The sequence below is a fragment of the Humibacter soli genome (assembly GCF_054779035.1).
Window position 1 is genome coordinate 2,579,993 of the sequence record NZ_BAAGYX010000001.1, and the last position, 23,082, is coordinate 2,603,074.

21 protein-coding genes are annotated in these 23,082 nt (G+C 68.1%); 10 read left to right on the forward strand and 11 right to left on the reverse strand.

The annotated features are described in order from the left end of the window. Positions 1 to 80: 80 nt before the first annotated feature. Positions 81 to 332, reverse strand: a complete 252-nt coding sequence (locus tag ACYVDN_RS11940; protein ID WP_460571694.1) for a hypothetical protein — start codon at positions 330 to 332, stop codon at positions 81 to 83. Positions 333 to 575: 243 nt separating this feature from the next. Here ACYVDN_RS11940 and ACYVDN_RS11945 point away from each other — a divergent pair, with 243 nt between their 5' ends. Further along, positions 576 to 2,783, forward strand: coding sequence for an APC family permease (locus ACYVDN_RS11945; RefSeq protein WP_460572342.1), 2,208 nt, complete (start codon positions 576 to 578; stop codon positions 2,781 to 2,783). A 181-nt stretch (positions 2,784 to 2,964) separates the two neighbouring features. Here ACYVDN_RS11945 and ACYVDN_RS11950 read toward each other — a convergent pair whose 3' ends face one another. Continuing rightward, the gene (locus ACYVDN_RS11950) at positions 2,965 to 3,975 is read right to left on the reverse strand and encodes a LacI family DNA-binding transcriptional regulator (RefSeq protein WP_460571696.1); all 1,011 of its coding nucleotides are present in this window, start codon (positions 3,973 to 3,975) and stop codon (positions 2,965 to 2,967) included. A 430-nt stretch (positions 3,976 to 4,405) separates the two neighbouring features. Between ACYVDN_RS11950 and ACYVDN_RS11955 the strand changes: the two genes are divergently transcribed. The 4 genes from ACYVDN_RS11955 to ACYVDN_RS11970 are packed head-to-tail and all read left to right on the forward strand — an operon-like array spanning position 4,406 to position 9,707. Next, positions 4,406 to 5,656: a sugar ABC transporter substrate-binding protein gene (locus tag ACYVDN_RS11955; RefSeq protein ID WP_460571698.1), complete on the forward strand. Its 1,251-nt coding sequence runs from the start codon at positions 4,406 to 4,408 to the stop codon at positions 5,654 to 5,656. A 4-nt stretch (positions 5,657 to 5,660) separates the two neighbouring features. Further along, a complete protein-coding gene (locus ACYVDN_RS11960) occupies positions 5,661 to 6,848 on the forward strand; it encodes a carbohydrate ABC transporter permease (protein ID WP_460571700.1) in 1,188 nt (395 codons plus the stop codon). An 8-nt stretch (positions 6,849 to 6,856) separates the two neighbouring features. Next, on the forward strand, positions 6,857 to 7,759 hold the full coding sequence (locus tag ACYVDN_RS11965; protein WP_460571702.1) for a carbohydrate ABC transporter permease: 903 nt from the start codon (positions 6,857 to 6,859) through the stop codon (positions 7,757 to 7,759). A 55-nt stretch (positions 7,760 to 7,814) separates the two neighbouring features. After that, positions 7,815 to 9,707: a glycogen debranching N-terminal domain-containing protein gene (locus ACYVDN_RS11970; protein ID WP_460571704.1), complete on the forward strand. Its 1,893-nt coding sequence runs from the start codon at positions 7,815 to 7,817 to the stop codon at positions 9,705 to 9,707. 127 nt (positions 9,708 to 9,834) lie between these two features. Here the strand turns inward: ACYVDN_RS11970 and ACYVDN_RS11975 are convergent, their stop codons facing one another. Beyond that, positions 9,835 to 10,899, reverse strand: a complete 1,065-nt coding sequence (locus ACYVDN_RS11975) for an NAD(P)-binding domain-containing protein (protein ID WP_460571706.1) — start codon at positions 10,897 to 10,899, stop codon at positions 9,835 to 9,837. A gap of 154 nt (positions 10,900 to 11,053) precedes the next feature. Here ACYVDN_RS11975 and ACYVDN_RS11980 point away from each other — a divergent pair, with 154 nt between their 5' ends. Continuing rightward, positions 11,054 to 11,248: a DUF3073 domain-containing protein gene (locus ACYVDN_RS11980; protein WP_460571708.1), complete on the forward strand. Its 195-nt coding sequence runs from the start codon at positions 11,054 to 11,056 to the stop codon at positions 11,246 to 11,248. A 195-nt stretch (positions 11,249 to 11,443) separates the two neighbouring features. Here the strand turns inward: ACYVDN_RS11980 and ACYVDN_RS11985 are convergent, their stop codons facing one another. The 7 genes from ACYVDN_RS11985 to pdxR all read right to left on the reverse strand — a co-directional run bounded on the left by ACYVDN_RS11985 (position 11,444) and on the right by pdxR (position 18,235). Continuing rightward, the gene (locus tag ACYVDN_RS11985; protein WP_460571710.1) at positions 11,444 to 12,058 is read right to left on the reverse strand and encodes a response regulator transcription factor; all 615 of its coding nucleotides are present in this window, start codon (positions 12,056 to 12,058) and stop codon (positions 11,444 to 11,446) included. After that, positions 12,055 to 13,275 carry a sensor histidine kinase gene (locus ACYVDN_RS11990; RefSeq protein WP_460571712.1) on the reverse strand — a complete coding sequence of 407 codons (1,221 nt, stop codon included), beginning with the start codon at positions 13,273 to 13,275 and terminating at the stop codon, positions 12,055 to 12,057. The genes ACYVDN_RS11985 and ACYVDN_RS11990 overlap by 4 nt, the downstream gene beginning before the upstream one ends. Next, positions 13,272 to 14,015 carry an ABC transporter permease gene (locus ACYVDN_RS11995; RefSeq protein WP_460571714.1) on the reverse strand — a complete coding sequence of 248 codons (744 nt, stop codon included), beginning with the start codon at positions 14,013 to 14,015 and terminating at the stop codon, positions 13,272 to 13,274. Before ACYVDN_RS11995 ends, ACYVDN_RS11990 begins: the two co-directional genes overlap by 4 nt. Next, entirely contained in the window at positions 14,012 to 15,061 is a 1,050-nt protein-coding gene (locus ACYVDN_RS12000) for an ABC transporter ATP-binding protein (protein WP_460571716.1), read from the reverse strand. The genes ACYVDN_RS11995 and ACYVDN_RS12000 overlap by 4 nt, the downstream gene beginning before the upstream one ends. 217 nt (positions 15,062 to 15,278) lie before the next feature. Then, positions 15,279 to 16,388, reverse strand: a complete 1,110-nt coding sequence (gene purM, locus ACYVDN_RS12005) for a phosphoribosylformylglycinamidine cyclo-ligase (RefSeq protein WP_460571718.1) — start codon at positions 16,386 to 16,388, stop codon at positions 15,279 to 15,281. A 73-nt stretch (positions 16,389 to 16,461) separates the two neighbouring features. Next, entirely contained in the window at positions 16,462 to 16,668 is a 207-nt protein-coding gene (locus tag ACYVDN_RS12010; protein WP_460571720.1) for a hypothetical protein, read from the reverse strand. Positions 16,669 to 16,813: 145 nt separating this feature from the next. Continuing rightward, positions 16,814 to 18,235, reverse strand: coding sequence for a MocR-like pyridoxine biosynthesis transcription factor PdxR (gene pdxR, locus ACYVDN_RS12015; RefSeq protein WP_460571722.1), 1,422 nt, complete (start codon positions 18,233 to 18,235; stop codon positions 16,814 to 16,816). A 47-nt stretch (positions 18,236 to 18,282) separates the two neighbouring features. On the opposite strand from pdxR, the gene ACYVDN_RS12020 reads away from it, so the two are divergent. Continuing rightward, a complete protein-coding gene (locus ACYVDN_RS12020) occupies positions 18,283 to 18,792 on the forward strand; it encodes a carboxymuconolactone decarboxylase family protein (RefSeq protein WP_460571724.1) in 510 nt (169 codons plus the stop codon). Between the two features lie 132 nt (positions 18,793 to 18,924). On the opposite strand, the gene ACYVDN_RS12025 is transcribed toward ACYVDN_RS12020, so the two are convergent. Further along, positions 18,925 to 19,776 carry an SDR family oxidoreductase gene (locus ACYVDN_RS12025; protein ID WP_460571726.1) on the reverse strand — a complete coding sequence of 284 codons (852 nt, stop codon included), beginning with the start codon at positions 19,774 to 19,776 and terminating at the stop codon, positions 18,925 to 18,927. 97 nt (positions 19,777 to 19,873) lie between these two features. On the opposite strand from ACYVDN_RS12025, the gene ACYVDN_RS12030 reads away from it, so the two are divergent. The 3 genes from ACYVDN_RS12030 to ACYVDN_RS12040 all read left to right on the forward strand — a co-directional run bounded on the left by ACYVDN_RS12030 (position 19,874) and on the right by ACYVDN_RS12040 (position 23,067). Continuing rightward, positions 19,874 to 20,779 carry a sigma-70 family RNA polymerase sigma factor family protein gene (locus tag ACYVDN_RS12030; RefSeq protein ID WP_460571728.1) on the forward strand — a complete coding sequence of 302 codons (906 nt, stop codon included), beginning with the start codon at positions 19,874 to 19,876 and terminating at the stop codon, positions 20,777 to 20,779. Between the two features lie 119 nt (positions 20,780 to 20,898). Then, positions 20,899 to 22,359, forward strand: coding sequence for an amidophosphoribosyltransferase (gene purF, locus ACYVDN_RS12035; protein ID WP_460571730.1), 1,461 nt, complete (start codon positions 20,899 to 20,901; stop codon positions 22,357 to 22,359). Between the two features lie 189 nt (positions 22,360 to 22,548). Continuing rightward, complete coding sequence (locus ACYVDN_RS12040) at positions 22,549 to 23,067, forward strand: RDD family protein (RefSeq protein ID WP_460571732.1); 519 nt, start codon at positions 22,549 to 22,551, stop codon at positions 23,065 to 23,067. The last annotated feature ends 15 nt before the right edge of the window (positions 23,068 to 23,082 follow it).

The following is a 23,082-nucleotide window of genomic DNA, read 5'->3' on the forward strand; positions in this document are numbered from 1 at the left end:
GGCGTAGCGGCTTCGCGCAGTCGCTCTGCGCTGTCGGTTCTGCGGCGTCGCGATCGCGGACGGCGTGCACCGTTACGCGGTCAAGCGGCCCGCCCGGTCTCGGTCACGGTTCCGGTGGGGCAGTGCAGGAACACGCGCCCCTCCTCCTTCTCCGTGCGATGACCGGCGAGCGGCTGACCGCAGAGCGGACACGTCGTCGCGTGCGGTGACTCAGCGTCGTAGGGGCCGAGCGGCGGTGGTCCCAAAAGCGGGATCAACTTGTCGTCCAGCCACTCGGCCGCGTGGGTCAAGCCGTGCGTGTGGACCGTTGCGCCACCTTTGTCTCGTGGCATGGCGCCAGGTTGAGCCTTGGGTCCCGGAAAGGCGCCGCGCACTCGTCCGCGCATGGCAGCGTCATCCGGTCACGAAAGGTGCCGGAAAACGGACGAATCGTAGGGTCTGCCGTTACTACGCTGGGGGTTCGCTCGGCGACCAGACGCGCTGACTTGACAGTCATTAGGCAGGTAGTAGTGTCGTCCCTCGTGACAAATGAGGGGAAGGTCCCCGGGTTAGACGGTCGCACCGCTAAACGGTGGCTGATCGGGGAACCTCTACCCAGCGAGAGGCTCGAGGGGCAGCTCCTCCCGAAGCATCTGGCGTTGCCGATCTTCGCGAGCGACGCGCTGTCGTCTGTGGCGTACGCGCCGCAGGAGCTCATGATGGTGCTCCTCATCGGCGGTGCAGCGTTCCTCACCTTCTCACCGTGGATCGCTCTCGCGGTCGTCGTGCTCATGCTCACGGTGGTCGCGTCGTACCGCCAGCTGGTGAAGGCGTATCCCTCCGGGGGCGGCGACTTCGAGGTCGCCCACAAGAACCTCGGCGAGAAGGCCGGACTCGTGGTGGCGTCCGCCCTTCTCGTCGACTACGTGATGACTGTCGCCGTGTCGGTGGCGAGCGGCGTTGACAACATCATCTCGGCGCTGCCGTTCCTGAACGGAGCCCGCGTCGAGCTGGCCGTCGGCTTCGTCATCCTGATCGCCGCCATGAACCTGCGTGGAGTTCGCGAGGCGAGCAAGGCTTTCGCCATCCCCACGTATGTCTTCATCGCCTCGATCGGCATCATGATCGTGACGGCGATCGTGCGCACCGCACTCGGATACCCGCCGGTCGCCGAGTCGGCGCAGTACGCGGTCAAGCCGGAGAGCATCGTGCAGGCAGGCACCGTGCTGCTTCTGCTGCGCGCGTTCTCGAGCGGATGCTCCGCCCTGACCGGCGTCGAGGCCGTCGCCAACGGGGTGCCCGCGTTCCGCACCCCGAAGATCCGCAACGCGCGCACGACCCTGCTGCTGATGGGCGGCATCGCGATCTTCCTGTTCGCGGGTCTGATGGCGATCGCGCTGATCAGCGGCGTGCACTACGTCGAGAACCCCTGTGACCTGATCGGCTGGACGCAGTGCAGCACCCAGCCACAGCCATCCCTCATCGCACAATTGGCGTCTGCGACGTTCGGCAACGGCTCCATCGCCTTCTACGTGATACAAGCCGCGACGGCCGTCGTGCTGTTGCTGGCGGCCAACACGGCGTTCAACGGGTTCCCGCTGCTCGGCTCGGTGCTCGCCCGCGAGTCCTACGCACCGAAGGCGATGTCGACACGCGGTGACCGCCTGGTGTTCTCGAACGGTGTGATCGCGCTGGCGCTCGCGGCGATCATCCTGCTGGTCATCTACGAGGCGAACCTCACCAACCTGATCCAGCTCTACATCATCGGCGTCTTCGTGTCGTTCACGCTCGGCCAGTCCGGCATGGTGAAGCACTGGATCACGATGCTGAGAGACAAGGATGCCCGGCGCGAGGCCAAGGATCGCGGCACCATCATCCGCAGCATGTCGATCAACGCGTTCGGCGCTCTACTCACCTTCACGGTGCTGATCATCGTGACGATCACCAAGTTCACGCACGGTGCGTGGCTGGTGTTCATCATGATGCCGATCCTGTTCCTGCTGATGCTCGGCGTGAACCGCTACTACCGCGACGTGGCCAAGGAGGTCGAGGTCGACCCGACCACCACGTTCGGTGCGAGCGGCGACCACGCTGTGGTGCTGGTGGGCAAGATGCAGAAGCCGGTTCTGAAGGCGCTCGATTACGCGATCGCCGCACGGCACCAGTCGATCGAGGCCGTGCACATCTCGATGGACGAAGAGTCGACGGACGTCCTGCAGCAGCAGTGGCACGACATGAACATCCACGTGCCGCTCACGATCATCGAGTCGCCCTACCGCGACTTCGGTATTCCGCTGATCAAGTACATCAAGCACCGTCGCGAGGAGCACGGCTCCGAGGTCACCACGGTGTACCTGCCGCAGTACATCGTCGGGCACTGGTGGGAGTCGTTCCTGCACAACCACAGGGCGCGGCGCATCTCTCGGCAGCTGATGATGGTGCACGGCGTGACGATCGCGCTCGTGCCGTGGCTGCTCGACTCCTCGGAGCTCATCTACGGTCGCCGCTCGCGTCCGCTCCCCGGGCAGGACCGACGCGGAGAGCCGATCCGCGCCATCCCCCGCAGGCCGCTCGCACCGGCGGCCGCCACCAGCGCGTCGCGGGGACGAAGGGATGCCTCGCAGTCGGCGCCCCAGACGGCAGAGTCTGCGCGCCGCGCCCAGGGCGACGAGCAGTCCACCCAGCAGAACCCGGGTTCGGCGGGCAAGTCCGCCGGCAAGCCAGGTCAGCCCGACGGCACGAAGACCCAGCAGGGCGGCAAGAAGGGCGACAAGCCGACCCCCACGCGCGTCGGCCGCCGCTGAGTCCTCCCGGCGTCCAGCCCGGAGACGAGCACCCTCGCGCGCATAACTCCTGCAAATTGCAGGAGACCGCTGGGCACTACCGCGGAAATCCGGGCGGGATCCGGGCCCTCGCCGCGAATCTGCAGGAGTTATGCGCACGGGAAGAGCGAGGCGCCGGGAAGAGCGAGGCGAGGGGAAGAGGTCACCCCTCCGGTAGGACATGCGGGGGCGACCTGAGCACGAGTTCGGGTGTCACCAGGCGGTGGCGCGTGGTGTCATCCGCCGCACCCTCCAGCAGGGCGAGCACGCCCTCGGCCACCTCGCCGAGTCGCTGATCCACGCTGGAGAATCCCATCGCCGCCGAGACAGGCGTGTTGTCGAATCCCACGACGGGCACCGCCGCCTTCTCTCCCACCACGGTCCCGAGCGCAAGGCTGTCGCTCGAAGCGACCACCGCCTCGAGGTCGGGAACGCGCGCGAGGAGTCGTGCTGCGGCATCCTTGCCTGCCGCGACCGTGTCGACGGCTTCTTCGTGCAACGTCGGGAGCTGCTCGGCGAGCCCAGCCTCGCTCATCGCGTCGACCCAGCCGCCCCTGCGTTCGTCGCCCGTGCCGGAGCCCTCCGGCCAGCCGACGAAGCCGATGCGCCTGAGCCCTCGTTGCAGCAGCGATTCGGTCGCTGCACGCACCCCTGCGCGGCCATCCACGTCTACCCACGCGTGCCGCGGGTCGTTCATGTCGTCGATGCCCCACGGCCGTCCGAACGTGACGAACCGCTGCTCGTGCTCGATGAGCCACTCGGTGCGCGGGTCGCCGTGGAACGTCGAGGTCAGCACGAAGGCGTCGACGTCGGAGCCATCTAACAGTCGTCCGAACTGTCTGATCTCGTCTTCCGGCCCGGTGGCGGTGAAGAGCAGGATGCGCAGGCCGACGTCATCCGCCTGCTCGGTGAGGGCGTGCAGAAACCTGTCGAGCACCGAGCCCGAGATGCCGTCGAGCATGGGATCGAGGCGGATGCCGATGGTCGAGCTCTTCTGCGTGCGAAGTCGTCTGGCGGAGGCGTGCGGGCGGTATCCGAGTCGGTCGATCGCCTCGAGCACCCGCTCCCTGGTGTCGGGGCGAACGATCGCGGGGGAGTTCAGCACGTTCGAGACCGTCTGCCGGGAGACCCCGGCGGCCAGCGCGACGTCGTGCACGGTGGGTAGTCGCGACATCGGCACTCCTCTCGTCCGCCGGCGTTCCGGCATCCCTACGACCCCGACATCCAGTCGGCGCCGGCGGCCCTTACGTCCCCAAGGCCCGCGCCCTCCACCCGCGAGACCGCATCCCCACACCATCGCGGTGGGTTCTTCCTGCGTCTCGGCGTGGAGATGCAGTCTCGCGGTCAGGTACAGCGTCGGGTGGATGTCAGGTGTGGCGTCGAGTCCGGGCTCGGGGTGCGAGCCACGGGCCGTCGGCGCTCCTTGACAGTCATCCGCCGCGGGGTTAGCTTGACAGTACACGAATTTGAACGATCAAATCTGGTTTCGGGTTGATTTTTGATCGTTCTAACGCCGCGCTTCGCCCCCCAAACGCGTTCGCGCGGTCCCTGCGCACAAGGCACACATGTCCGTGCACACAAGAGAACACACAAGGAGTCACACCATGCAAAGACGCACACGATGGCTGGCATCCGCAGCGCTCGCGGTGGCAACCGCCTTCGCTCTGAGCGCCTGCGGTTCCGGGTTCGGCAGCGGCAACAGCACGTCGACGAGCGGAGCGCTCTCGTCATCGAAGAAGCCGCTGACCGTGTTGATCGGCTCGAGCGGGCCGGCGGAGACCACGGCCGTCACCAAGGCGGTGTCGGACTGGTCGAAGTCTTCCGGCACAGATGCCAAGGTGCTCGCCGCCAACAACCTCGATCAGCAGCTCGCCCAGGGATTCGCCGCCAAGAAGCCGGCCGACGTGTTCTACCTCTCCACGGGATCCCTCGCCGGCTACGCCTCCAACGGAGATCTGCTCTCCTACGGCGACAAGCTCTCCAACAAGAGCGACTTCTACCCGAGCCTCGTGAAGTCGTTCACCTACGACGGGCAGCTCTACTGCGCACCGAAGGACTTCTCGACGCTGCAGCTCGTGATCAACACCGACATGTGGAAGGCGGCAGGCTTGACCGCCTCCGACTATCCGAAGACCTGGGACCAGCTCGAAGCGGTGGCGAAGAAGCTCACCACGTCTGGTCACATCGGGCTCAGCATGAACGGCCAGTACGAGCGCATGGGCGCCTTCATGGTGCAGGCGGGCGGCAACCTGATGAACGCGGACAGCACCAAGGCGACCGCGAACAGCCAGGCCAACGTCGACGCACTCACCTACCTGAAGAAGCTGCTCAACGAAGGAGTCATGAAGACCGCGAAAGACCTCGGTGAGGGTGATGGCGGCCAAGCGCTCGGATCGGGCAAGGCAGCCATGACCGTCGAGGGCAACTGGGTGCAGGGCGAGCTGTCGAGCGACTTCCCCAACGTGAAGTACGCGGTCGTGCAGCTGCCTGCCGGTCAGGCGGGCACGGGCACCCTTCAGTTCACCAACTGCTGGGGCATCTCCGCTGACAGCCCGAACCAGAAGGCGGCCCTCGCTCTGGTCGAGCAGCTCACCACCAAGCAGGACCAGCTCGCCTTCTCGAAGGCGTTCGGCGTGATGCCGTCGATCAAGTCGGCTGCATCGGAGTGGAAGAGCGAGAACCCCGCGGCGGCCGCATTCCTCGACGGCGCAGCGTACGCGAAGGGTGTGCCGACGGCGAAGGGCTCTGCGGATGTCGTCACCAACCTCGACTCGCAGCTCGAGAGCCTCAAGACGAGCGATCCGAAGACGATCCTCGACCAGACCCAGAAGAACCTCCAGGCGCTGCTGAAGTAGTGCCATGACCACCACAATCCGACCTCATCGCGCCGGCGCCGGGAGCACCGACCCCGGGCATCCGGGCTCGGGGAAGCCGGGTCGCCGGCATCCCCGCTCCGGACACTCGGGCATCCGGCGCGGTGAGGCGGCGTCGGGGTGGCTGTTCACCGCCCCGATGCTCATCCTGCTGGGGCTCTTCCTCGTCATCCCCGTGCTGATGGCGCTGTGGGTCAGCTTCTCCGACTGGGGAGGCAACGGCAGCCCGTTCTCGGGCAATGTGCACTTCGTCGGCACGGCGAACTACCAGACCATCCTCAGCGGCGGCGGCCTCGCTGAGCAGAACTTCGGCACGTCGCTGCGCAACAACGCCTGGTACGTGGTGCTCGTCGTGCCGATCCAGACCGCCGTCGCGCTGTTCCTCGCCGTCATGGTCAACCGGGCGGTGCTGCGAGGGCGCGGCTTCTTCCGCACGGCGTTCTACTTTCCGTCCGTGACGAGCTCCGTCGCGATCACCGTGTTGTGGCTGTTCCTGTTCAGCACGACGGGCGCGATCAACAAGGCGCTCTCCTGGGTCGGGATCAACGGGCCGAACTGGTTCAACGATCCGGACGGCATAGTGCACCTGTTCCTCGGCCTGTTCGGAGTGCAGACCGGACCCGCCGCGCTCACCTCGAGCGGCTTCCTCGGCATCACCTGGTGGGACTGGTTGGCCGGCCCGTCCGTGGCGATGTCGGCGTTCATCCTGATGGCGATCTTCACCACGAGCGGCACGTTCATGCTGCTGTTCATCGCCGCGCTGCAGAACCTCGGCGGCGACATCCAGGAGGCTGCGATGATCGACGGCGCGAACGGGTGGCAGCGCTTCTGGCGCATCACCCTTCCACAGCTGCGCCCGACGCTGTTCACGGTGCTCACCCTCGGGCTGATCGGATGCTGGCAGGTCTTCGACCAGATCTACACCGGCACTCAGGGCGCCCCGGCGAACACGACGCTGACGCCCGCCTACCTCTCGTACACGTCAGCGTTCACGAACCAGGCGTGGGGCCAGGGCGCGGCGATCGCGTTCATCCTGTTCGTCATCATCGTGGCGTTCACGATCTTGCAGCGCTGGATTCTGCGAGAGCGCAAGGTCTCGAAGCGTCGCATGCGCCCCTATCTGCCGAACACCACGACCCAGCGAGAGACGACGCTTCAGGGAGGCGTGCGATGAGCGCCGGCATGGATGTCAGAACTTTGCCGATCACGACGGCCGCGACGGGAACACCGTGGCGCCGCAGGCGCAGACCGCGCTCGCGCAGGGCCATCATCGCCACCTCGGTGATCTACGCGATCCTCGTCGTGCTCGCGATCGTCTACATCTATCCGTTCCTGCTGCAGGTCACGACCGCCTTCAAGACCGACGCGGACGCCACGGCCAATCCGGTCGCGCTGATTCCCGTGCCGTGGAGCACGGCGGCGCTCAAAGAGCTCTTCGCCAACTCGGATTTCCCGATCTGGTTCATGAACTCCGCGATCGTGACGATCATCGTGACCCTCGGCAGGGTGTTCTTCGACTCCCTCGCCGGATACGCGCTCGCCAGGCTGCACTTCCGCGGTCGGAACGTGGTGTTCGCGGGCCTGGTCGCCGTGATGGCCGTACCGGCCGTTGTACTGATGATCCCGAAGTTCCTGGTGATCAACCAGATCGGCATCTACGACTCGTACACCGGCATGATCCTGCCGCTGCTCGTCGACGCCGCGGGCGTCTTCATCATGAAGGGGTTCTTCGAGTCCATCCCCGTGAGCGTCGAGGAGCAAGCCCGCATCGACGGCGCAGGCACGTTCCGCCTGTTCTGGTCGGTCGTGCTGCCGATGGCGCGGCCCGCGCTCATCACGATCATCATCCTGTCGTTCCAGGGCTCGTGGAACGAGTTGGAGCAATTCATCATCTCTGCGCAGAGCCCGTCGCTGACAACGCTGACGAAAGGCGTCGCCTCGCTGACCAGCGGACAGCTCGGGCAGGGCAACCAGTACCCGCTCAAGCTGGCGGCCGCCGCGATCATGACCATCCCCGTCGCAGCGATGTTCTTCGTCTTCCAGCGCCGCATCATGAACAACAGCGAGGGCGCGGTGAAGGAGTAGCGCCGCCACAGCGTCAGCCTCACGCCCACTCGCAGACCGACCTCCGAAGGAAGCCATGCCCCACAACCGCCAGCCGCTGCTGAACGACCAGATCATCGTGCTGCGGGCGCCGACCCAAGTGTGGTCCGACCACACGGGAGATGTCGGTGCCGCGGACATCCACGGCCTGTACCACGGGGATGTGCGGGTGATCTCGGGCGTGACGTTGACCGTGGACGGCGAGCGGCCCGAGTGGATCTCGGTTGCGCCGCGCGGGGCATCCGTCACGACCTTCACCGGGGTGGTGCGGGGTCTCGACGGGGAAGGCGCCGACCCGCGGGTGCGTATCGACCGCGAGCGGGTCGCGACGACGGATGCCGTCGAGGAGCGCATCGTCGTGCGATCGGCACGCGGGGTATCCCTGCCGGCTCGCGTCGAGGTGGCACTCGCGCCGGCGTTCACACCGATGCAGGACGTGAAGGCGGGCATCCATCTGGCGCGCCAGTGGAGCACGACGGCGAGCGAGGATGGCGTCACGTGGTCGAACGCCACGACGACCGCTGTGCTGCGTGCGCCCGGCGCGAAGGTGAGCACGGCGAGCGCCGACACCGAGGTCGCGTGGTCGATCGAGGTGCCGCCGCACGGCACGGTCGAGCTCGGCTGGAGGGTTGCGATGACGGACGCGTCGCCCGTCGTGGCCGGAACCTCCCGACCGCCGGTGTGGGAGGGCTTCGCCGCCCGGACCGGTGACCGGCGGCTGGACCGCTGGGTGACGGCGGCCCTCTCGGACCTCGACGCGCTGCGGATGACGACGGCACGGTCATCCGATGACGAGTTCTTGGCCGCGGGGGCACCGTGGTTCTTCACCCTCTTCGGCCGGGACTCGATCTGGGCCGCACGGTTCCTGTTGCCGGTGTCGGTCGAACCCGCACTGTCGACCTTGCGCGTGCTCGCCGCATTCCAAGGGACGCGCGACGACCCCCGGACCGCCGAGCAGCCCGGCAAGATCATGCACGAGCTGCGAGCCGGTTCGTTCGCCCTTCCCGAGGGCGTCACGCTGCCGCCGCTGTACTACGGCACGATCGACGCGACCCCGCTGTGGGTGTGCCTGCTGCACGACGCGTGGGCCTGGGGTGCGCCCGACGCGGACATCCTGCCGCTGTTGCCCCACCTGGAGGCCGCCCTCGCCTGGATGCGCGACAGTGGCGACAGCGACGGCGACCGTTTTCTGGAGTACGTCGACACGACCGGACACGGACTCGCGAACCAGGGGTGGAAGGACTCGGGCGACTCGATCCAGTGGCGCGATGGCACTCTCGCCGAGGGCCCGATCGCGCTCTGCGAGGTGCAGGCCTACGCCTACGAGGCCGCCATGCACGGCGCGGACCTGCTCGAGCGCTTCGGTCGGGATGCAGACGGATGGCGCGACTGGGCCCATCGCCTGAAGGAGCGCTTCCGCGAAGAGTTCTGGGTCGACGGACCGAGCGGCAGATATCCGGCCGTCGCGCTGGATGCCCGCAAGCGGCCCGTCGACTCGCTCACCAGCAACATCGGGCATCTGCTCGGCACGGGCATCCTGTCTGCTGACGAAGAGCGGATCGTCGCGGACCTCGTCACGTCGCCACGGCTGGACTCGGGGTTCGGCCTGCGCACGCTGTCGACCGACGCGGCCGGATTCTGGCCGCTCAGCTACCACGGCGGCTCCGTGTGGACGCACGACACCGCCATCGCCATCAGGGGCCTCGCCCGCGCCGGCATGCCCGAGCGAGCGGAGGGCCTGATCGAGGGGCTGCTTCGCGCGGCGGAGCGCTTCGACTTCAGGATGCCCGAGCTTCACTCCGGCGACGCCGCCTCAGACACCCCTGCGCCGGCGCCCTATCCCGCGGCATGCCGTCCGCAGGCGTGGTCGGCCGCCGCCGCCATCCAGGTGCTGGCCGTCCGCGAGGGCCTCCGGCCCCATCGGGGCTGAGACCCTCTGCCGCCCGAGCGCCGTAGTGATCGCGCTCTCCGCGCGGACACCGAATGAATACGTCGGTATTCGTCGCACCCTTCGGTATTCCGGGGCGCCGGGAGTAGGGGCGCAGCGGAGCGCGACGTCAGAGCTGGGCCATGATGTGGCGCGCGATGATGCGGCCGGAGCGGTTCGCACCGATCGTCGACGCGTAGGGGCCGTAGCCGGCGAGGAAGATGCGGGCGTCGGTCCAGACCTGTCCGGACTCGACGGTGACGCCGCCCTGCTTCTCGCGCAGCTTGAGCGGAGCGAGGTGACGCAGTTCCGGGCGGAACCCGGTGGCCCAGATGATGGCGTCCGCCGGGGTGAAGGAGTCGTCGCCCCAACGCACGCCGTCCGGCTCGACGCGCTCGAACATCGGGCGCTCCTTGAGCAGCCCGCGCGAGATGCCTGCCGCGATTTTGCGGGTGAGCGGAACGCCGGTGGTGCTCACGATGCTGGGGAGGGCTCGGCCGGCGCGTGCTGCGGCGTCCGCTTCGCGCACCGCCGCGACGCCACCCTCGATCGTCGGTTCGGGCTCCGTGGTGAAGTCGATGGGGCGACGGGATGCCCACGACACGACATCCGCCACATTCTCGAGTTCGAGAAGGAAGCCGACCGCGCTGGTTCCGCCACCGACCACGACGACGTTCTGACCGCGGAACTCCTCGGCGGAGATGTACCCGTTGGTGTGTACATGCCGTCCGCGGAATGTACATGCGCCCGGGTAGTACGGCACGAACGGCGAGCCCCACGTTCCCGTCGCATTCACCAGAACCTGAGCCGCCGTCTCACCCTCGGAGTGCTGCACGACGAGGTCAGCGCCTTGGTTGACGACAGATGAGACAGTGACCGGACGACGCACCTGAAGACCGAAGTGATCCTCATAGCGGCGGTAGTAGCCCGCGACGATGTCCTTGGCGGGGAGAGTGCGATCGGCGGTGTCGAAGCTGATGCCGAGCTCCTGCATACCCGGCAGGTCGTGCACCTTGTGTGCACTGCCGAGGCGGAGGGCGTCCCATCGGAATTGCCATGCACCGCCCGTGCCAGGGCCGCGGTCGTAGATCACGAAGTCGACGCCGGGTTCCAGCTGAAAACGCTTGAGGTAATACGCGACGGCGAGCCCAGCTTGACCCGCGCCGATGACCACCACCTGGGCGCGTTCAGACACTGGGGACACGATATATCCCATCACGCATGACTGTGAACGACTACCCAGGCTGAGCATGGCCTGCATGCTAAACTGGTCGCTAGTTTTCAATCCCTGTTCTCCCACCCGGTTGAGCGTGATCCGCCCCGGGCCTGTCATCGTGAGGGGGTCTCGCATGGGGCGCGGCCGTCAGAAGGCAAAGCACACCAAGATCGCGCGCGAGCTGAAGTCCTACAGCCCGTCGGTCGACTACGACCAGCTGGAGCGCGAGCTCACCGGTCACTCCCACAACGACGACCGCTATGCGGCGTGGGAGGACTACGAGCCCGAGAGTCGCTCAGACGACTACCAGGAGCGTTCGGCGGGCTGAGCCTCGAGCACATCGCGGCGCGCATCCCATCGGGGTGCGCGCTTTGCGTTGCGCCGTCTGCGCTGCGCGGCCCGCGACGTCCACCGGCGCGGCATCCTCCCGCGAACCACCACCTTGTCGTCGAGCCACCACCTTCGCCGCGCGGTTTCGGTGGTGGCTCGACGCTCGGGTGGTGGCTCGACGCTCGGGTGGTGGCTAGAGCCAGCCGTTCGCTGAGGCCTGGGCCGCGGCATCCGCTCGGTTGCGGGCCCCGGTCTTGCCGATCGCCGCTGAAAGGTGGTTGCGCACCGTGCCCTCCGAGAGGTGCAGCTCCCTGGCGATCTCGTTGACGGAGCCGCCACGCAGCGCCACCCGCAGCACCTCGGTCTCACGCTGGGTGAGCGGTGAGGTTCCGGATGCCAGCGACTCGGCCGCGAGCGCCGGATCGACGACTCGCAGACCCTGGGCGACGCGACGCACGGCATCCGCAAGCTGAGCCGCAGGGGTGTCCTTCACGACGAACCCGCTCGCGCCGGCCTCCATCGCCCGGCGCAGATAGCCGGGTCGGCCGAACGTCGTGACGATGAGCGACCGGCACTGCGGCAGCCTCTTGTGCAGCAGCTCGGCGACCGCAAGGCCGTCCAGCCCCGGCATCTCGACATCGAGCAGGGCCACCTGGGCATTCGAGTCGCGCGCGGCATCCAGCACCTCGTCGCCGCGCCCGACCTGCGCCACCACCGTGAGGTCGCTCTCCAGCTCGAGCAGTGCGGCGAGAGCTCCGCGCACGAGTGCCTGGTCGTCGGCCAGCAGGAGCCGGATCGGGTCGCTCATTCAGCCCTCACCGCGATCAGCGTGCCGCCGTCTTCGCTCGGTTCGATCGTCAACGTTGCGCCGACCGCTGCGGCGCGTTCCCTCATGCCGGCGAGCCCGTGTCCGTTGCTCTGCGCTCCGCCCGGCGCATCACCGTGCGTGCCGTTCGCTGCGCGGCTCGCCGTCGCCGGCATCCCTCTGCCATCGTCGCCGATCATGATGGCGCGTCGCTCAAGACCGACCCAGCAGTTCTTCGCAGCGGAGTGCCGCACCACGTTCGTGATGGACTCGCGCAGCACCCAGGCGAACGCCTCGCGCAACTGAGGGGCGACGACATCGCCGGATGACGGCAGATGCGGCACGATGTCCGCGGCGACGAGCGCTGCGTGTGCTGCCGAGAGCTCGGTCTCCAGCGTCATGGCGCGGTAGCCGGCGACGGATGCCCTCAGGTCGGCGAGCGCGGACCGCGACAACCGCTCGATGTCCGCGAGCTCTTCCTCGGCGCGACGCGGATCGCGCGCGACGAGCTTGCGCGCCAACTCGCTCTTCACCGTGACCACGGTGAGCGAGTGCCCGAGCACGTCGTGCATGTCACGGGCGAAACGCTCCCGCTCGTCCACCACGGCGAGGCGCGCGATCTCGCTCTGGGCATCCCGCAGGCGTCTGATCGCCTTGATCTGCTGACCGAACGCGAACATCATGATCGAGATCGACGCCGTCAACGCCGCCGCGTACCAGTACTCGACGAACGAGTCGGTCGCCGCGAGCACGACGAGCTGCGCGCCAACCACCACAGTGATGACGGTCACGGTGAGGGCGGTGGGGAGCCAGCTCATCGCGGCCATGATCGGCACGTACATCCACAGCCAGATCGTGTTGACGCCGATCAGCGGGAACGCGAGGCAGGTGTAGGCGAAGAAGACGGCGAATGCCACCGCCGCGACCTGCCAACGCCGGCCCCACAAGAGTGGTGGGAGCACGACGTAGGCGGCGGCGAGCACCACGATGTGGATCGTCAGCAGAGTTCCGGTGACCGGGTCTGCCCCGCTCGCCCAGGTGAGGATGATCGGGATCGAGAGATACGCCAGCCCCCAGAGCGAGCCGAAGTACCACTTGCGGGCGCCCGGTGCGAACACCCGGGCGACGGCATCCCGCCACGCCGCGGCGAACGGATGTCCGTCCGCCGCGACTGCACCGCTGCCGCTCGCCATGGTGTTCAGCGTAGAGGTGGCGCTCACTGCCGGGCAGCGTCGCGGCGGTAACGCCAGACGATGAAGGCGCCGAGCACGATGGTCCAGGCCAGCAGCACCAGCGCGGGCTCCATCACGTCGCCGGAGAGATGGGCGCCCATCTGGCCGAGCCGGTTCAGCCAGTACGACGGCACGACCTGGGCGATGTTGGTCATCCACGACGGCATGACCGACAGCGGAACCCACAGCCCGCCGAGGATCGCCATGCCGAGGAAGATCACCATGAACAGCGGCTGTGCGAACTGCGGCTTGGCGAACTGCCCGATCAGGACGGCGATGAAGGCGAACGGGATGACCCCGAGCCACAGTCCGAGCGCGGCCATGGCCCACCCGGCCGGGCTCAGCGACGCGTGGAAGACGATCACCGAGATGACGATCAGCGCAACGATGCTCACCAGTGCTACGGCCAACGCGGCAACGACCTTGGAGATCAGGTAGCCCATGCCGCTGAGCGGGGTGAGCCGCAGCTGGCGGTTCCAGCCGACGGATCGCTCGGTCACGATCGTGAAGGCCTGACCGAGCGCAGCCATCATGCCGCCGTAGCCGGCCATCTGCACGGTGGTGACGACGATCCACGGGAGTCCCGTCGACGGGTCGACCTGGCCGCCCGCCCCGTAGATGCTGCCGAAAAGCAGCAGCATGACGAGCGGCACGACGAACGTGAAGACGGTGTTGCGCACGTTCTTCAGCTGACGGAGGGACTCCAGTCCCAGGTATGCGATGCTCATGAGCGGTCTCCGATCAGCGCGGTGTCGGCGGTTTTCAGGCTGGTGTCTGCGGTTTCGAGATGCGCGCCTGCGGCGCGTTCCGGGGCCGGCGGGGTGTCGCGGGCCTGGGTGAGGGCGAGGAAGGCGTCATCCATCGAATGCGCCGTGACCTCAATGTCGTGCAGGTCGGCGTGGTGCGACAGCAGGGTGCGAAGGGCGGCATCCGAGTCGTCGCTCACCACGGTGAGCACGTCGCCGCGGTGGTCGACGCTGCGCACTCCGGGCAGCTCGTACAGCTCGGCCTCGATCTCGGCGCTCCACGCGAAGTCGAAGGATGCCCGGATGCGGCGGCCACTCACGACCGCTTTCACCTCACCAGGGGTCCCGTCGGCGACCACGCGCCCAGCCGACATCATCACGATGCGGTCCGCGTAGGCATCCGCCTCGTCGAGGTAGTGGGTGGCGAAGACGACAGTGCGACCGGCATCCGTGAACTCCCGCATGGACTGCCAGAAGGTGCGACGCGCCTCGACATCCATCGCCGCGGTCGGCTCGTCGAGGATGAGCAGGTCGGGGTTCGACACAATGGCGACCGCGAACCGCGCCCGCTGCATCTGCCCACCGGAGAGCTTGCTCACCTTCTGCTTGGCGATCTCGGTGCACTTGGCTCGCTCGAGCGCCTCCTGCACACTGAGCGGATGCCTGTGCGCCGCGGCGATCAGCGCGACCGACTGTGCGACGGTCATGGTCGGCAGCAACGCGCCGCCCTGCAGCATGGCGCCGACGCGGCCGGTCTCGATCGCCGCGCGGGGTGTGCCGCCGAACAGCTCGGCCTCCCCGGCGGTGGGCGTAGCGAGTCCCAGCACCATGTCGATCGTCGTGGACTTGCCCGCGCCGTTCGGCCCGAGCAGCGCGACGACCTCGCCGGGCTGAATGGAGAGGTCGATGCCGTCGACCGCGGTGAGAGGCCCGAACGTTTTGCTCAGGCCCGTGAGGCGGATGGCCGCGGGCTCGCTGCGCTGTGCAGTCGGGGCCCCGGTGGCTGGTGTCGTGTTCACGCTTCCCATCGAAGCGGAACCTGGATGCCTGCGCATCCGTCGCCCATCACGTCGCGGAGGTGACATTTGTCACCCAGACGCCGCCAGGCTCCGTCCACCACTTGCCGGCCCCCCGGCCTGTGCCTGCCGGAAATCGGAGATATGCGGCTTACCCCGGCGTGTCGGCCTCCGGGGACGGCGTGTCGCGGCGAATCTCCGAGATTGGGCCGCGGCGCGCCCAGCCCGCTCAGTCGGCGAAATCCCCAACCAGCTGCACGGCGCCGCCGTCGACGCCCTTGGCGCCCTGCTCGTAGCCGGCGAGGTCGTGCTCGCTCGTGGAGACCGCGCCCACCTGCCACGCGGGGATGCCGTCGACCGCGAGGGTCGAGACGATGGATGCCGCGGCATTCGCCTCGACGACGGCGAAGAAGCCGATGCCGAGGTTCCAGGTGCCCTCGGCGCTCTGAAGCGTCGTGCCGGCGAGGTCGCTCAGCACGCGGAACACCGGCGAAGGTGACCAGGTCGAGCGGTCGACATCCACCCAGGACCCGCGCGGCAGCACGCGGGCGAGGTTGGCCGCGATGCCGCCACCCGTGACGTGGGACAGGGCGTGCACGGATGCCCCGCTCGGCGAAGCCAGCACCCTCAGCAGCGGCGCGGTGTACAGCCTGGTGGGCTCGAGCAGCGTCTCGCCGACGACACCGCCGAATTCATCGAGCCGATCGGTGAACGCGATGTCGCGCTTGGCGAGAATGTGCCTCACCAGCGAGTAGCCGTTCGAGTGAAGACCGGAGCTGCCGAGCGCGAGCACGACATCGCCGTTCCGCACCTTCTCAGGGCCGAGCACGGCGTCCGCCTCGACGACACCGGTCGCCGCGCCGGCGACGTCGTAATCATCGGGACCGAGGAGCCCCGGATGCTCGGCCGTCTCTCCTCCGACGAGCGCGGTTCGCGCCTCGGAGCAGGCCGCGGCGATGCCGCGCACGATGTCGGCGATGCGTTCAGGGACGACCTTGCCGCACGCGATGTAGTCCGTCATGAAGAGCGGGCGGGCACCGACCACGACGATGTCGTCGACCACCATGCCGACCAGGTCTTGCCCGATGGTGTCGTGCTTGTCGAGGGCCTGTGCGATCGCCACCTTGGTGCCGACCCCGTCGGTCGAGGTCGCCAGCAGCGGATGACGGTAGGAACGCAGTGCCGATGCGTCGAACAGGCCGGCGAAGCCGCCGACGCCGCCCAGCACTTCCGGCCCATGGGTCTTGGCCACCGCGGACTTCATGAGCTCGACGGCGAGGTCGCCCGCCGCCGTGTCGACGCCGGCCTCGCGGTACGTGCTGGTGGAGTTCTCGGTCACCAGAACAGCTTAAGTGCGGCGGGGACCGCATTCCCCTGCGTGCGCTCGGTCGAGGCGATCGGTACCGGTAGCCTTACGGCCGCTGAAAGTGCGGAAAGGGCCCTTCGAGCCGGGCGATCGCGACCTTGATGCCGACGAGCTCTTCCTTGATGCCGGCCACGTCAGCATCAAGCGTCGCCAGCCGCGCATCCATCACCCTCGTCTGCCGGGCGAGCATTCCCGCCACGCCGCCCAGCACCGTCAGGGTGAAGGCGAACAGCGCGACGATCATGCCGATCACGTCAGGGGACACAAACACCCTGCCATTCTGCCCACCACCTCGGCGAGCCGCCACTGCTGACGCTACGGACATCGGCCGGACGGCAGGCTCCAAGCCGCCTCAGTGGTGCACAGCTTCACGGGGTTGGAAACTGTGGGCGCAGAGTTCAACCCGCAGCGCCTAGTGCCGCGGCGGCGATGGCTGCCACAGCGACGCCGACGGCTTCCTCGAAGCGGGCGTCCGGCGGGGCTCCGAATCCGACGACCATGGCGGGGCGACGCGTTGACGGCTCGTCCGTGCCGCCGGCCCAGTAGGTCTGCAGCCCTTCGAGACGAAGACCTGAGGATGCCGCCCGCTCGGCGACATCCGCTTCCTCGACGCCATCGGGGAGGTCGAGCAACGAGTGCAGCCCGGCGGCCATGCCGATGAGGCGGGCGGTGGGCATCCGCTCGTGCAGCACCTCTTCCACATGCTCGCGGCGAGCGCGATAGCGCAGGCGGGATGCCCGCACCGTGCGGTCGTACCCTCCCGCGTCGATGAACGCCGCGAGCGCGAGCTGGGTGATGGCATCCGTCGCCCCGCCGGCGAGACGTCGTTGCTCGAGCACCGGCTCGACGAGCGCAGAGGGAAGAACGCACCAGCCGAGGCCGATCGCCGGTGCGAGTGCCTTGCTGGCCGTTCCCGCGTAGACCACGTGTTGCGGCGCCAGCGCCTGCAGCGCGCCGATCGCTCGCCGGTCGAAGCGGAACTCGCCGTCGTAGTCGTCCTCGATCACGATGCCACCCGTGCGTTCCGCCCAGCGCACGACGGCGGCGCGGCGGGCGGCGCTCAACGCGACGCCGGTCGGGAACTGGTGCGCAGGCGTCAGCAGAACCGCGTCGACGCCGAGTTCGTCGAGACGGTCGACGACTGCTCCTTGGTCATCCACCGACAACGACACCGGCAGCAGTCCCGCGTCGGAGAGGATCTCTCGGTGCAGCGCGTGCCCATACTCCTCGACGGCGATGCGACGCGCGCCCCTCCTCGCCAGCGCACGCGTGACCAGCCCGAGCGCACCGCCGAAGCCAGGGGTGATGACGAGCTGGTCCGGCGATGCCCAGACCCCCCGGGCACGGGCGAGGTACGCGGCGAGCGCCGCCCTCGCGACCTCGACACCGCGCGGATCCTGGTAGCCGAGCGTGGGCGCCGGCGCGTTCGCGAGCGCGGTGCGCACCGCGGCGGCCCACGCCGCGCGCGGGAAACCGGAGATATCCGGGATGCCGCCACGCAGGTCGAGCCGGAACGTGCGCTCGGCCGGCGGTCGCGTCTCTGCGGCGGGCGCGAACGTGCGATCGACGACGCTCGTGCCGGACCCGACGCGTGCCTCGAGCCACCCCTCCGCCACCAACCGCGAGTATGCCTCCGCCACGCTGTTGCGCGCGATGCCGAGATCGCGCGCCAGGCTCCTGGATGCCGGCAGCCGGGTTCCCGTCGCCAGCCGTCCGTCGCGGATGGCCGTGCGCACGGCATCCTCGAGCGACGCGGCCTTGCGGCGCGGGTCGATCGCAAGGTGGAGATCCAATCCGGAATTGGCCCAGTCGTTTCTCATGTCATTGGACATTAGCAAGGGTCCACGTGGTCCGTAGCGTGATGGGCATGACAGAGAACACCAGCAGCAACACGATCACAGCCACCGCCATCGCCCCCGCTCGTCGCCTCGATTTCGACGGCCTCGTCCCAGCCTTCTCCCGTGCGGTGAGCGCGCTGGACGACGCCGCGATCGCGGAGCTCGACCGCACCGGCATCGACCTGGGCATCCGCGAGCTCGTGCGCTTGCGGGCATCCCAGCTGAACGGATGCTCGTACTGCGTCGACACCCACACGAGCGCGGCGCAGTCCGCGGGCGAGCCGCTGCAGCGCATCGCTGCCGTGGCCGTCTGGCACGAGTCGAACTTCTTCACCGCGGCCGAACGCGCAGCCTTCTCCCTCACGGACGCGGTGACCCGCCTCTCCGAGACGCACGTGCCCGACGACGTGGTCGCTGAGGCTCGCGCCCACTACAGCGACGAGCAGGTCGCGGCACTCCTCGCCTTGCTCGTCTCCATCAACGCCTGGAACGAGATCGGGGTGACCGCTCGCTGCTGGCGTCCGCGCCTGGCGCGCTGAGCGGCTGCGCCGGCGGGTCGCCTCCAGCAGGACCGCCTCGTTGCTGCGCCACGTGCGCTCTAGTGCGCCAGCCGGAGTGGCGCACTAGAGCGCACATGGCGCAATTGCCGGCGCGGGACCGCCAGCAACTCCCTACTGGTTCGCCACCCCGATCCGCCCCTGGAGGTACTGCTCCCACGTCTGCACACCACGCTCGGCCCCGTTCGACAGGATCGCGTCGCTCAGCACCGCTTTCGCGCCTTTGCCGGGCAGCCCGATCGAGACGATCCAGCGGCGCTTGCCGACGCGCTTCAGGTAGGCGCGCTCCAGCTCGTGGGACGTGTGCACCTCCGGCCCTCCGAACTCCGGCACGTACCCCGCAGGCTCACCCTCGGCGAGCGCGACGAGTCGCTCCGCGACCTCTTCGGCGGCGACGGGCTGAACGCGCATCCGCTTCGGAAGAGGGATGACCGGCAACTTCGCCGCAGCCTCCGCGACGACGAACGCGAGGGTGTGGAACTGGGTCGCTCGTAGCGTGGTGAACGGGATGCCGGACGACTCGATCGCCAGCTCGCCCTCGCGCTTCTGTGCGAAGTACTCGAACATCGCGTGATCCGCCCTCGAGTGCACGGGGATGCGATCCGCTCCCGCCACCGAGATGTACACGAGGTGCCTCACGCCGGCCGTGCGAGCCGCAGCGACCAGGTTGCGCGCCTTGTCGCCATCGCCCTTCTGGCTGCCCGCGCAGTGCACGACAGTGGCGACTCCGGCGACGGCATCCTGAATGCCTTCGCCCGTGTCGAGGTCGCCCTTCAGGTACTCGACGTCGTCGCGCGGCCCCGTTCCGCGACGGCTGACGACACGCACAGGATGCCCGTGCCGACGCAACAGCTCGACGACGAGCGACCCGAGCGTGCCGGCCCCTCCTGTCACAAGCACAAGCCCTGTGCCGCTGTCGGCTTCGAGCGGTGTGGAGTCACCCTGATCGGGGATGGACGGTGTCATGGTCTGATGCCTCTCTGTTTCTGTTGTTCTGCTCTGCGATCCTGCTTCTCGTTCTGCCTACACACTCACGATGCGCGGGCCGAGCAGAATGTGACAGGTGACCGACACGCCCAGCCGACTGAACAATGCATTCGCGGCGATGCGGCCACGGCTCCGTTCGCTCGCCTACCGCATGCTCGGGTCCTTCGCGGATGCCGACGACGCCGTGCAGGAAACCTGGCTGAAGGCGTCGCGGGCGGATGTCGCCGACGTGCGCAACCTGGACGCCTGGCTCACCACGGTGGCCGGCCGCGTCTGCCTGATGATGCTGCGCTCCAGGGCCACCCGCAGGGAGACGCCGTTGGATACCGACCCGTCGGCGGCAGAGACGACGCGAATTCCCGACGCGACAATCGTGTCGGCCGAGCGCACGCCCGAGAGCGAGGCAGTGGCATCCGAGTCGATCGGACTGGCGATGCTCATCGTTCTGCAGACCCTCACGCCGGACGAGCGCCTCGCGTTCGTGCTGCACGACACGTTCGCGGTGCCGTTCGACGAGATCGCCGACATTCTCGGTTCCACGCCGGCAGCGGCACGCCAACTCGCCAGTCGCGCACGGGCCAAGGTGCGAACCGCGCCGACCCCCGACCCCGATCGACGCAGGCAGCGCGCGGCCGTCGACGCGTTCTTCGCCGCCGCACGGGAGGGCGACTTCGACGGGTTGCTCAAGGTGCTGCATCCCGACGTCGTGCTGCGGTCGGACGGCGGCGCGCTGCGGGCATCGGCCACCGCCGTGCTGCGCGGACCGCGGGCCATCGCGAGCCAGGCCGTCATGTTCACGTCGCTGTCTCCGTATCGCCGCCCGGCGTGGATCAACGACGCAGCCGGGGTCGCGATCGTCGGGCCGCACGGTCCGATCTCGGTCATGGCGTTCACGGTCGTGGATGACCGGGTCGTCGAGATCCAGGTGATCGCCGACCCCGAGCGGTTGCCCGGGTTGCTGCCGGAGGATCTGCTCAGCTGACGCCAGGCTCCGACATCCTGCTCAGGTTTCGACCAGCCGACGCCCAGGCGCGCGCATGAGAGACTGGACGGACCCGGAATCGCGGGCGCAATCCCCACCCTCAGGAGCACACTTCCAGCATGTGCGGCATCGTCGGCATCGTCTCGACCGAGGCGGTCAACCAACTGGTCTACGACAGCCTCCTTCTTCTGCAGCACCGTGGTCAGGACTCGACCGGAATCGCGACAGCCGAGGGCAGCACGTTCCACATCCACAAGGCGAAGGGCCAGGTGCGCGAGGCGTTCCGCACCAGGGACATGCGCTCGCTGCTCGGCACGATGGGACTCGGGCACGCCAGGTACGCCACGAGGGGCGACGCGGCGAACGAGCAGGAGGCTCAGCCGTTCTACGTGAACGCGCCGTACGGCATCATCCTGGTGCACAACGGAAACCTCACGAACACGCGCGAGCTCGCCGACGAGCTCTTCCACATCGACCGCAGGCACGTGAACTCCACGAGCGACACCGAGATGCTGCTCAACGTGCTCGCCACGGAGTTGCAGGGACAGATCTCCGGCCTCGAGTTCGACCCTGAGCAGGTGTTCAAGGCCGTCTCGCAGGTGCACGAGCGGGTCGAAGGCGCATACGCGGCGATCGCGATGATCGCGGGCCAAGGGCTGCTGGCGTTCCGCGATCCGTTCGGCATCCGCCCGCTCATCCTCGGCCGCAAGCCCGCAGGACTGGTCGGCGACGAGTGGATCGTCGCATCGGAGTCCGTGGTGCTCGAAGCGCTCGGCTACGAGGTCGTTCGGGATGTCGCACCGGGCGAAGCAGTCTTCATCACTCTGAGCGGCGAGCTGTACTCGAAGCAGTGCGCGAAGAACCCCGTTCTGGTGCCGTGCTCGTTCGAGTACGTGTACCTCGCACGTCCGGACTCCGTCATGAACGGCATCTCGGTGTACGAGGCACGCCTGCGACTCGGCAACCGGCTCGCCGACACGATCGCCCGCTACGCACCGACCGGCGACATCGACGTGGTGATGCCTATTCCCGACTCGTCGAGACCCGCGGCATCCCAGGTCGCCCAGAAGCTCGGAATCGAATACCGCGAGGGCTTCTACAAGAACCGCTACGTCGGCCGCACGTTCATCATGCCGGGGCAGGCGCAGCGCAAGAAGAGCGTTCGGCAGAAGCTGAACGCCATGTCGAGCGAGTTCCGCGGCAAGAACGTGCTCATCGTCGACGACTCGATCGTGCGCGGAACGACCTCGAAAGAGATCGTCGACATGGCGAGGGCGGCCGGCGCCAACAAGGTGACGTTCACCTCAGCGGCTCCCCCGGTGCGCTTCCCGCACGTGTACGGCATCAACATGCCGAGCCGCGAAGAGCTCATCGCCGCAGGGCGCAGGATCCCCGAGGTCGCGGTCGAACTCGGCGCCGACAGCCTCATCTACCAAGAGGTGCGCGACATGAAGGATGCCATCCTCGACGGCCAGAGCCTCGTCACCGATCTGGAGATGAGCTGCTTCACCGGCGACTATGTCACCGGCACGGTCACGCCCGAGTACCTCGAGTGGGTCGAGCGCACGCAACTGTCCTGATTTTGCGCGCCGGTCCCCGCCCGGCGCGCCGCGGTCGTCTGGGCGATCGGCCGGGCGTGGTTCGCCGGCGAAGCCGCCGAATCGTGGAGCGGGTTGCGTTGTCCGTGTGGCCGGTTGGTCGGCTCGCCGGGGGTGCGCCGGGCGGATGCTTGAGGCATCCGCGGGACTTGGGGCTTGTAGGGTCGACGGGTGCAGCGGCATCCTTGGCGGCGACTCGTCGCCTGGCTCATCGACTGGGTGTGCATCCTCGTGTGGGCCGGCGTCGTCGCGGCGGTCGGTGTTCCGCTGTATCTCGCCGGCGTCACGCGCAACGTCGATGACGTCACGCTCAACGTGATCGCCGCCGCCACGATCGTCGTTCCGGTGACTCTCACCCTAGCCGCGCTCGAGTCGAGCGGATGGCAAGCCACACTCGGCAAGCGGATGCTCCGACTCCGCGTGCAGGCGCGCGACGTGGCGCGGCCATCCTTCTGGGTCGCCCTGCTGCGCAACGCCCTCAAGGTGGCACTGCCCTGGACCATCGGACATGCGGCCGTGATCGCGATCTACTCCGCCAGCACTTCAGACGCGATTCCGCCCTGGGTGTGGGTGATCACGATCGCGGCATACGCCCTGCCGATCGTCTACATCGTCGCCCTGTTCGTGCGCCGCGGGCGCACTCCCTACGACGCGGCGTCAGGCACCCGGGTCAGCCGTACCGCCGGTTGAGGAGCACGCCGAAGG

What these genes read in the sequence shown, in the direction of transcription:
- ACYVDN_RS11940 (WP_460571694.1), bottom strand. Translation starts at nt 332, where the DNA reads ATGCCACGAGACAAAGGTGGCGCAACGGTCCACACGCACGGCTTGACC.
- ACYVDN_RS11950 (WP_460571696.1), bottom strand. Translation starts at nt 3,975, where the DNA reads ATGTCGCGACTACCCACCGTGCACGACGTCGCGCTGGCCGCCGGGGTC.
- ACYVDN_RS11955 (WP_460571698.1), top strand. Translation starts at nt 4,406, where the DNA reads ATGCAAAGACGCACACGATGGCTGGCATCCGCAGCGCTCGCGGTGGCA.
- ACYVDN_RS11960 (WP_460571700.1), top strand. Translation starts at nt 5,661, where the DNA reads ATGACCACCACAATCCGACCTCATCGCGCCGGCGCCGGGAGCACCGAC.
- ACYVDN_RS11965 (WP_460571702.1), top strand. Translation starts at nt 6,857, where the DNA reads ATGGATGTCAGAACTTTGCCGATCACGACGGCCGCGACGGGAACACCG.
- ACYVDN_RS11970 (WP_460571704.1), top strand. Translation starts at nt 7,815, where the DNA reads ATGCCCCACAACCGCCAGCCGCTGCTGAACGACCAGATCATCGTGCTG.
- ACYVDN_RS11980 (WP_460571708.1), top strand. Translation starts at nt 11,054, where the DNA reads ATGGGGCGCGGCCGTCAGAAGGCAAAGCACACCAAGATCGCGCGCGAG.
- ACYVDN_RS11985 (WP_460571710.1), bottom strand. Translation starts at nt 12,058, where the DNA reads ATGAGCGACCCGATCCGGCTCCTGCTGGCCGACGACCAGGCACTCGTG.
- ACYVDN_RS11995 (WP_460571714.1), bottom strand. Translation starts at nt 14,015, where the DNA reads ATGAGCATCGCATACCTGGGACTGGAGTCCCTCCGTCAGCTGAAGAAC.
- ACYVDN_RS12000 (WP_460571716.1), bottom strand. Translation starts at nt 15,061, where the DNA reads ATGGGAAGCGTGAACACGACACCAGCCACCGGGGCCCCGACTGCACAG.
- pdxR (WP_460571722.1), bottom strand. Translation starts at nt 18,235, where the DNA reads ATGAGAAACGACTGGGCCAATTCCGGATTGGATCTCCACCTTGCGATC.
- ACYVDN_RS12020 (WP_460571724.1), top strand. Translation starts at nt 18,283, where the DNA reads ATGACAGAGAACACCAGCAGCAACACGATCACAGCCACCGCCATCGCC.
- ACYVDN_RS12025 (WP_460571726.1), bottom strand. Translation starts at nt 19,776, where the DNA reads ATGACACCGTCCATCCCCGATCAGGGTGACTCCACACCGCTCGAAGCC.
- purF (WP_460571730.1), top strand. Translation starts at nt 20,899, where the DNA reads ATGTGCGGCATCGTCGGCATCGTCTCGACCGAGGCGGTCAACCAACTG.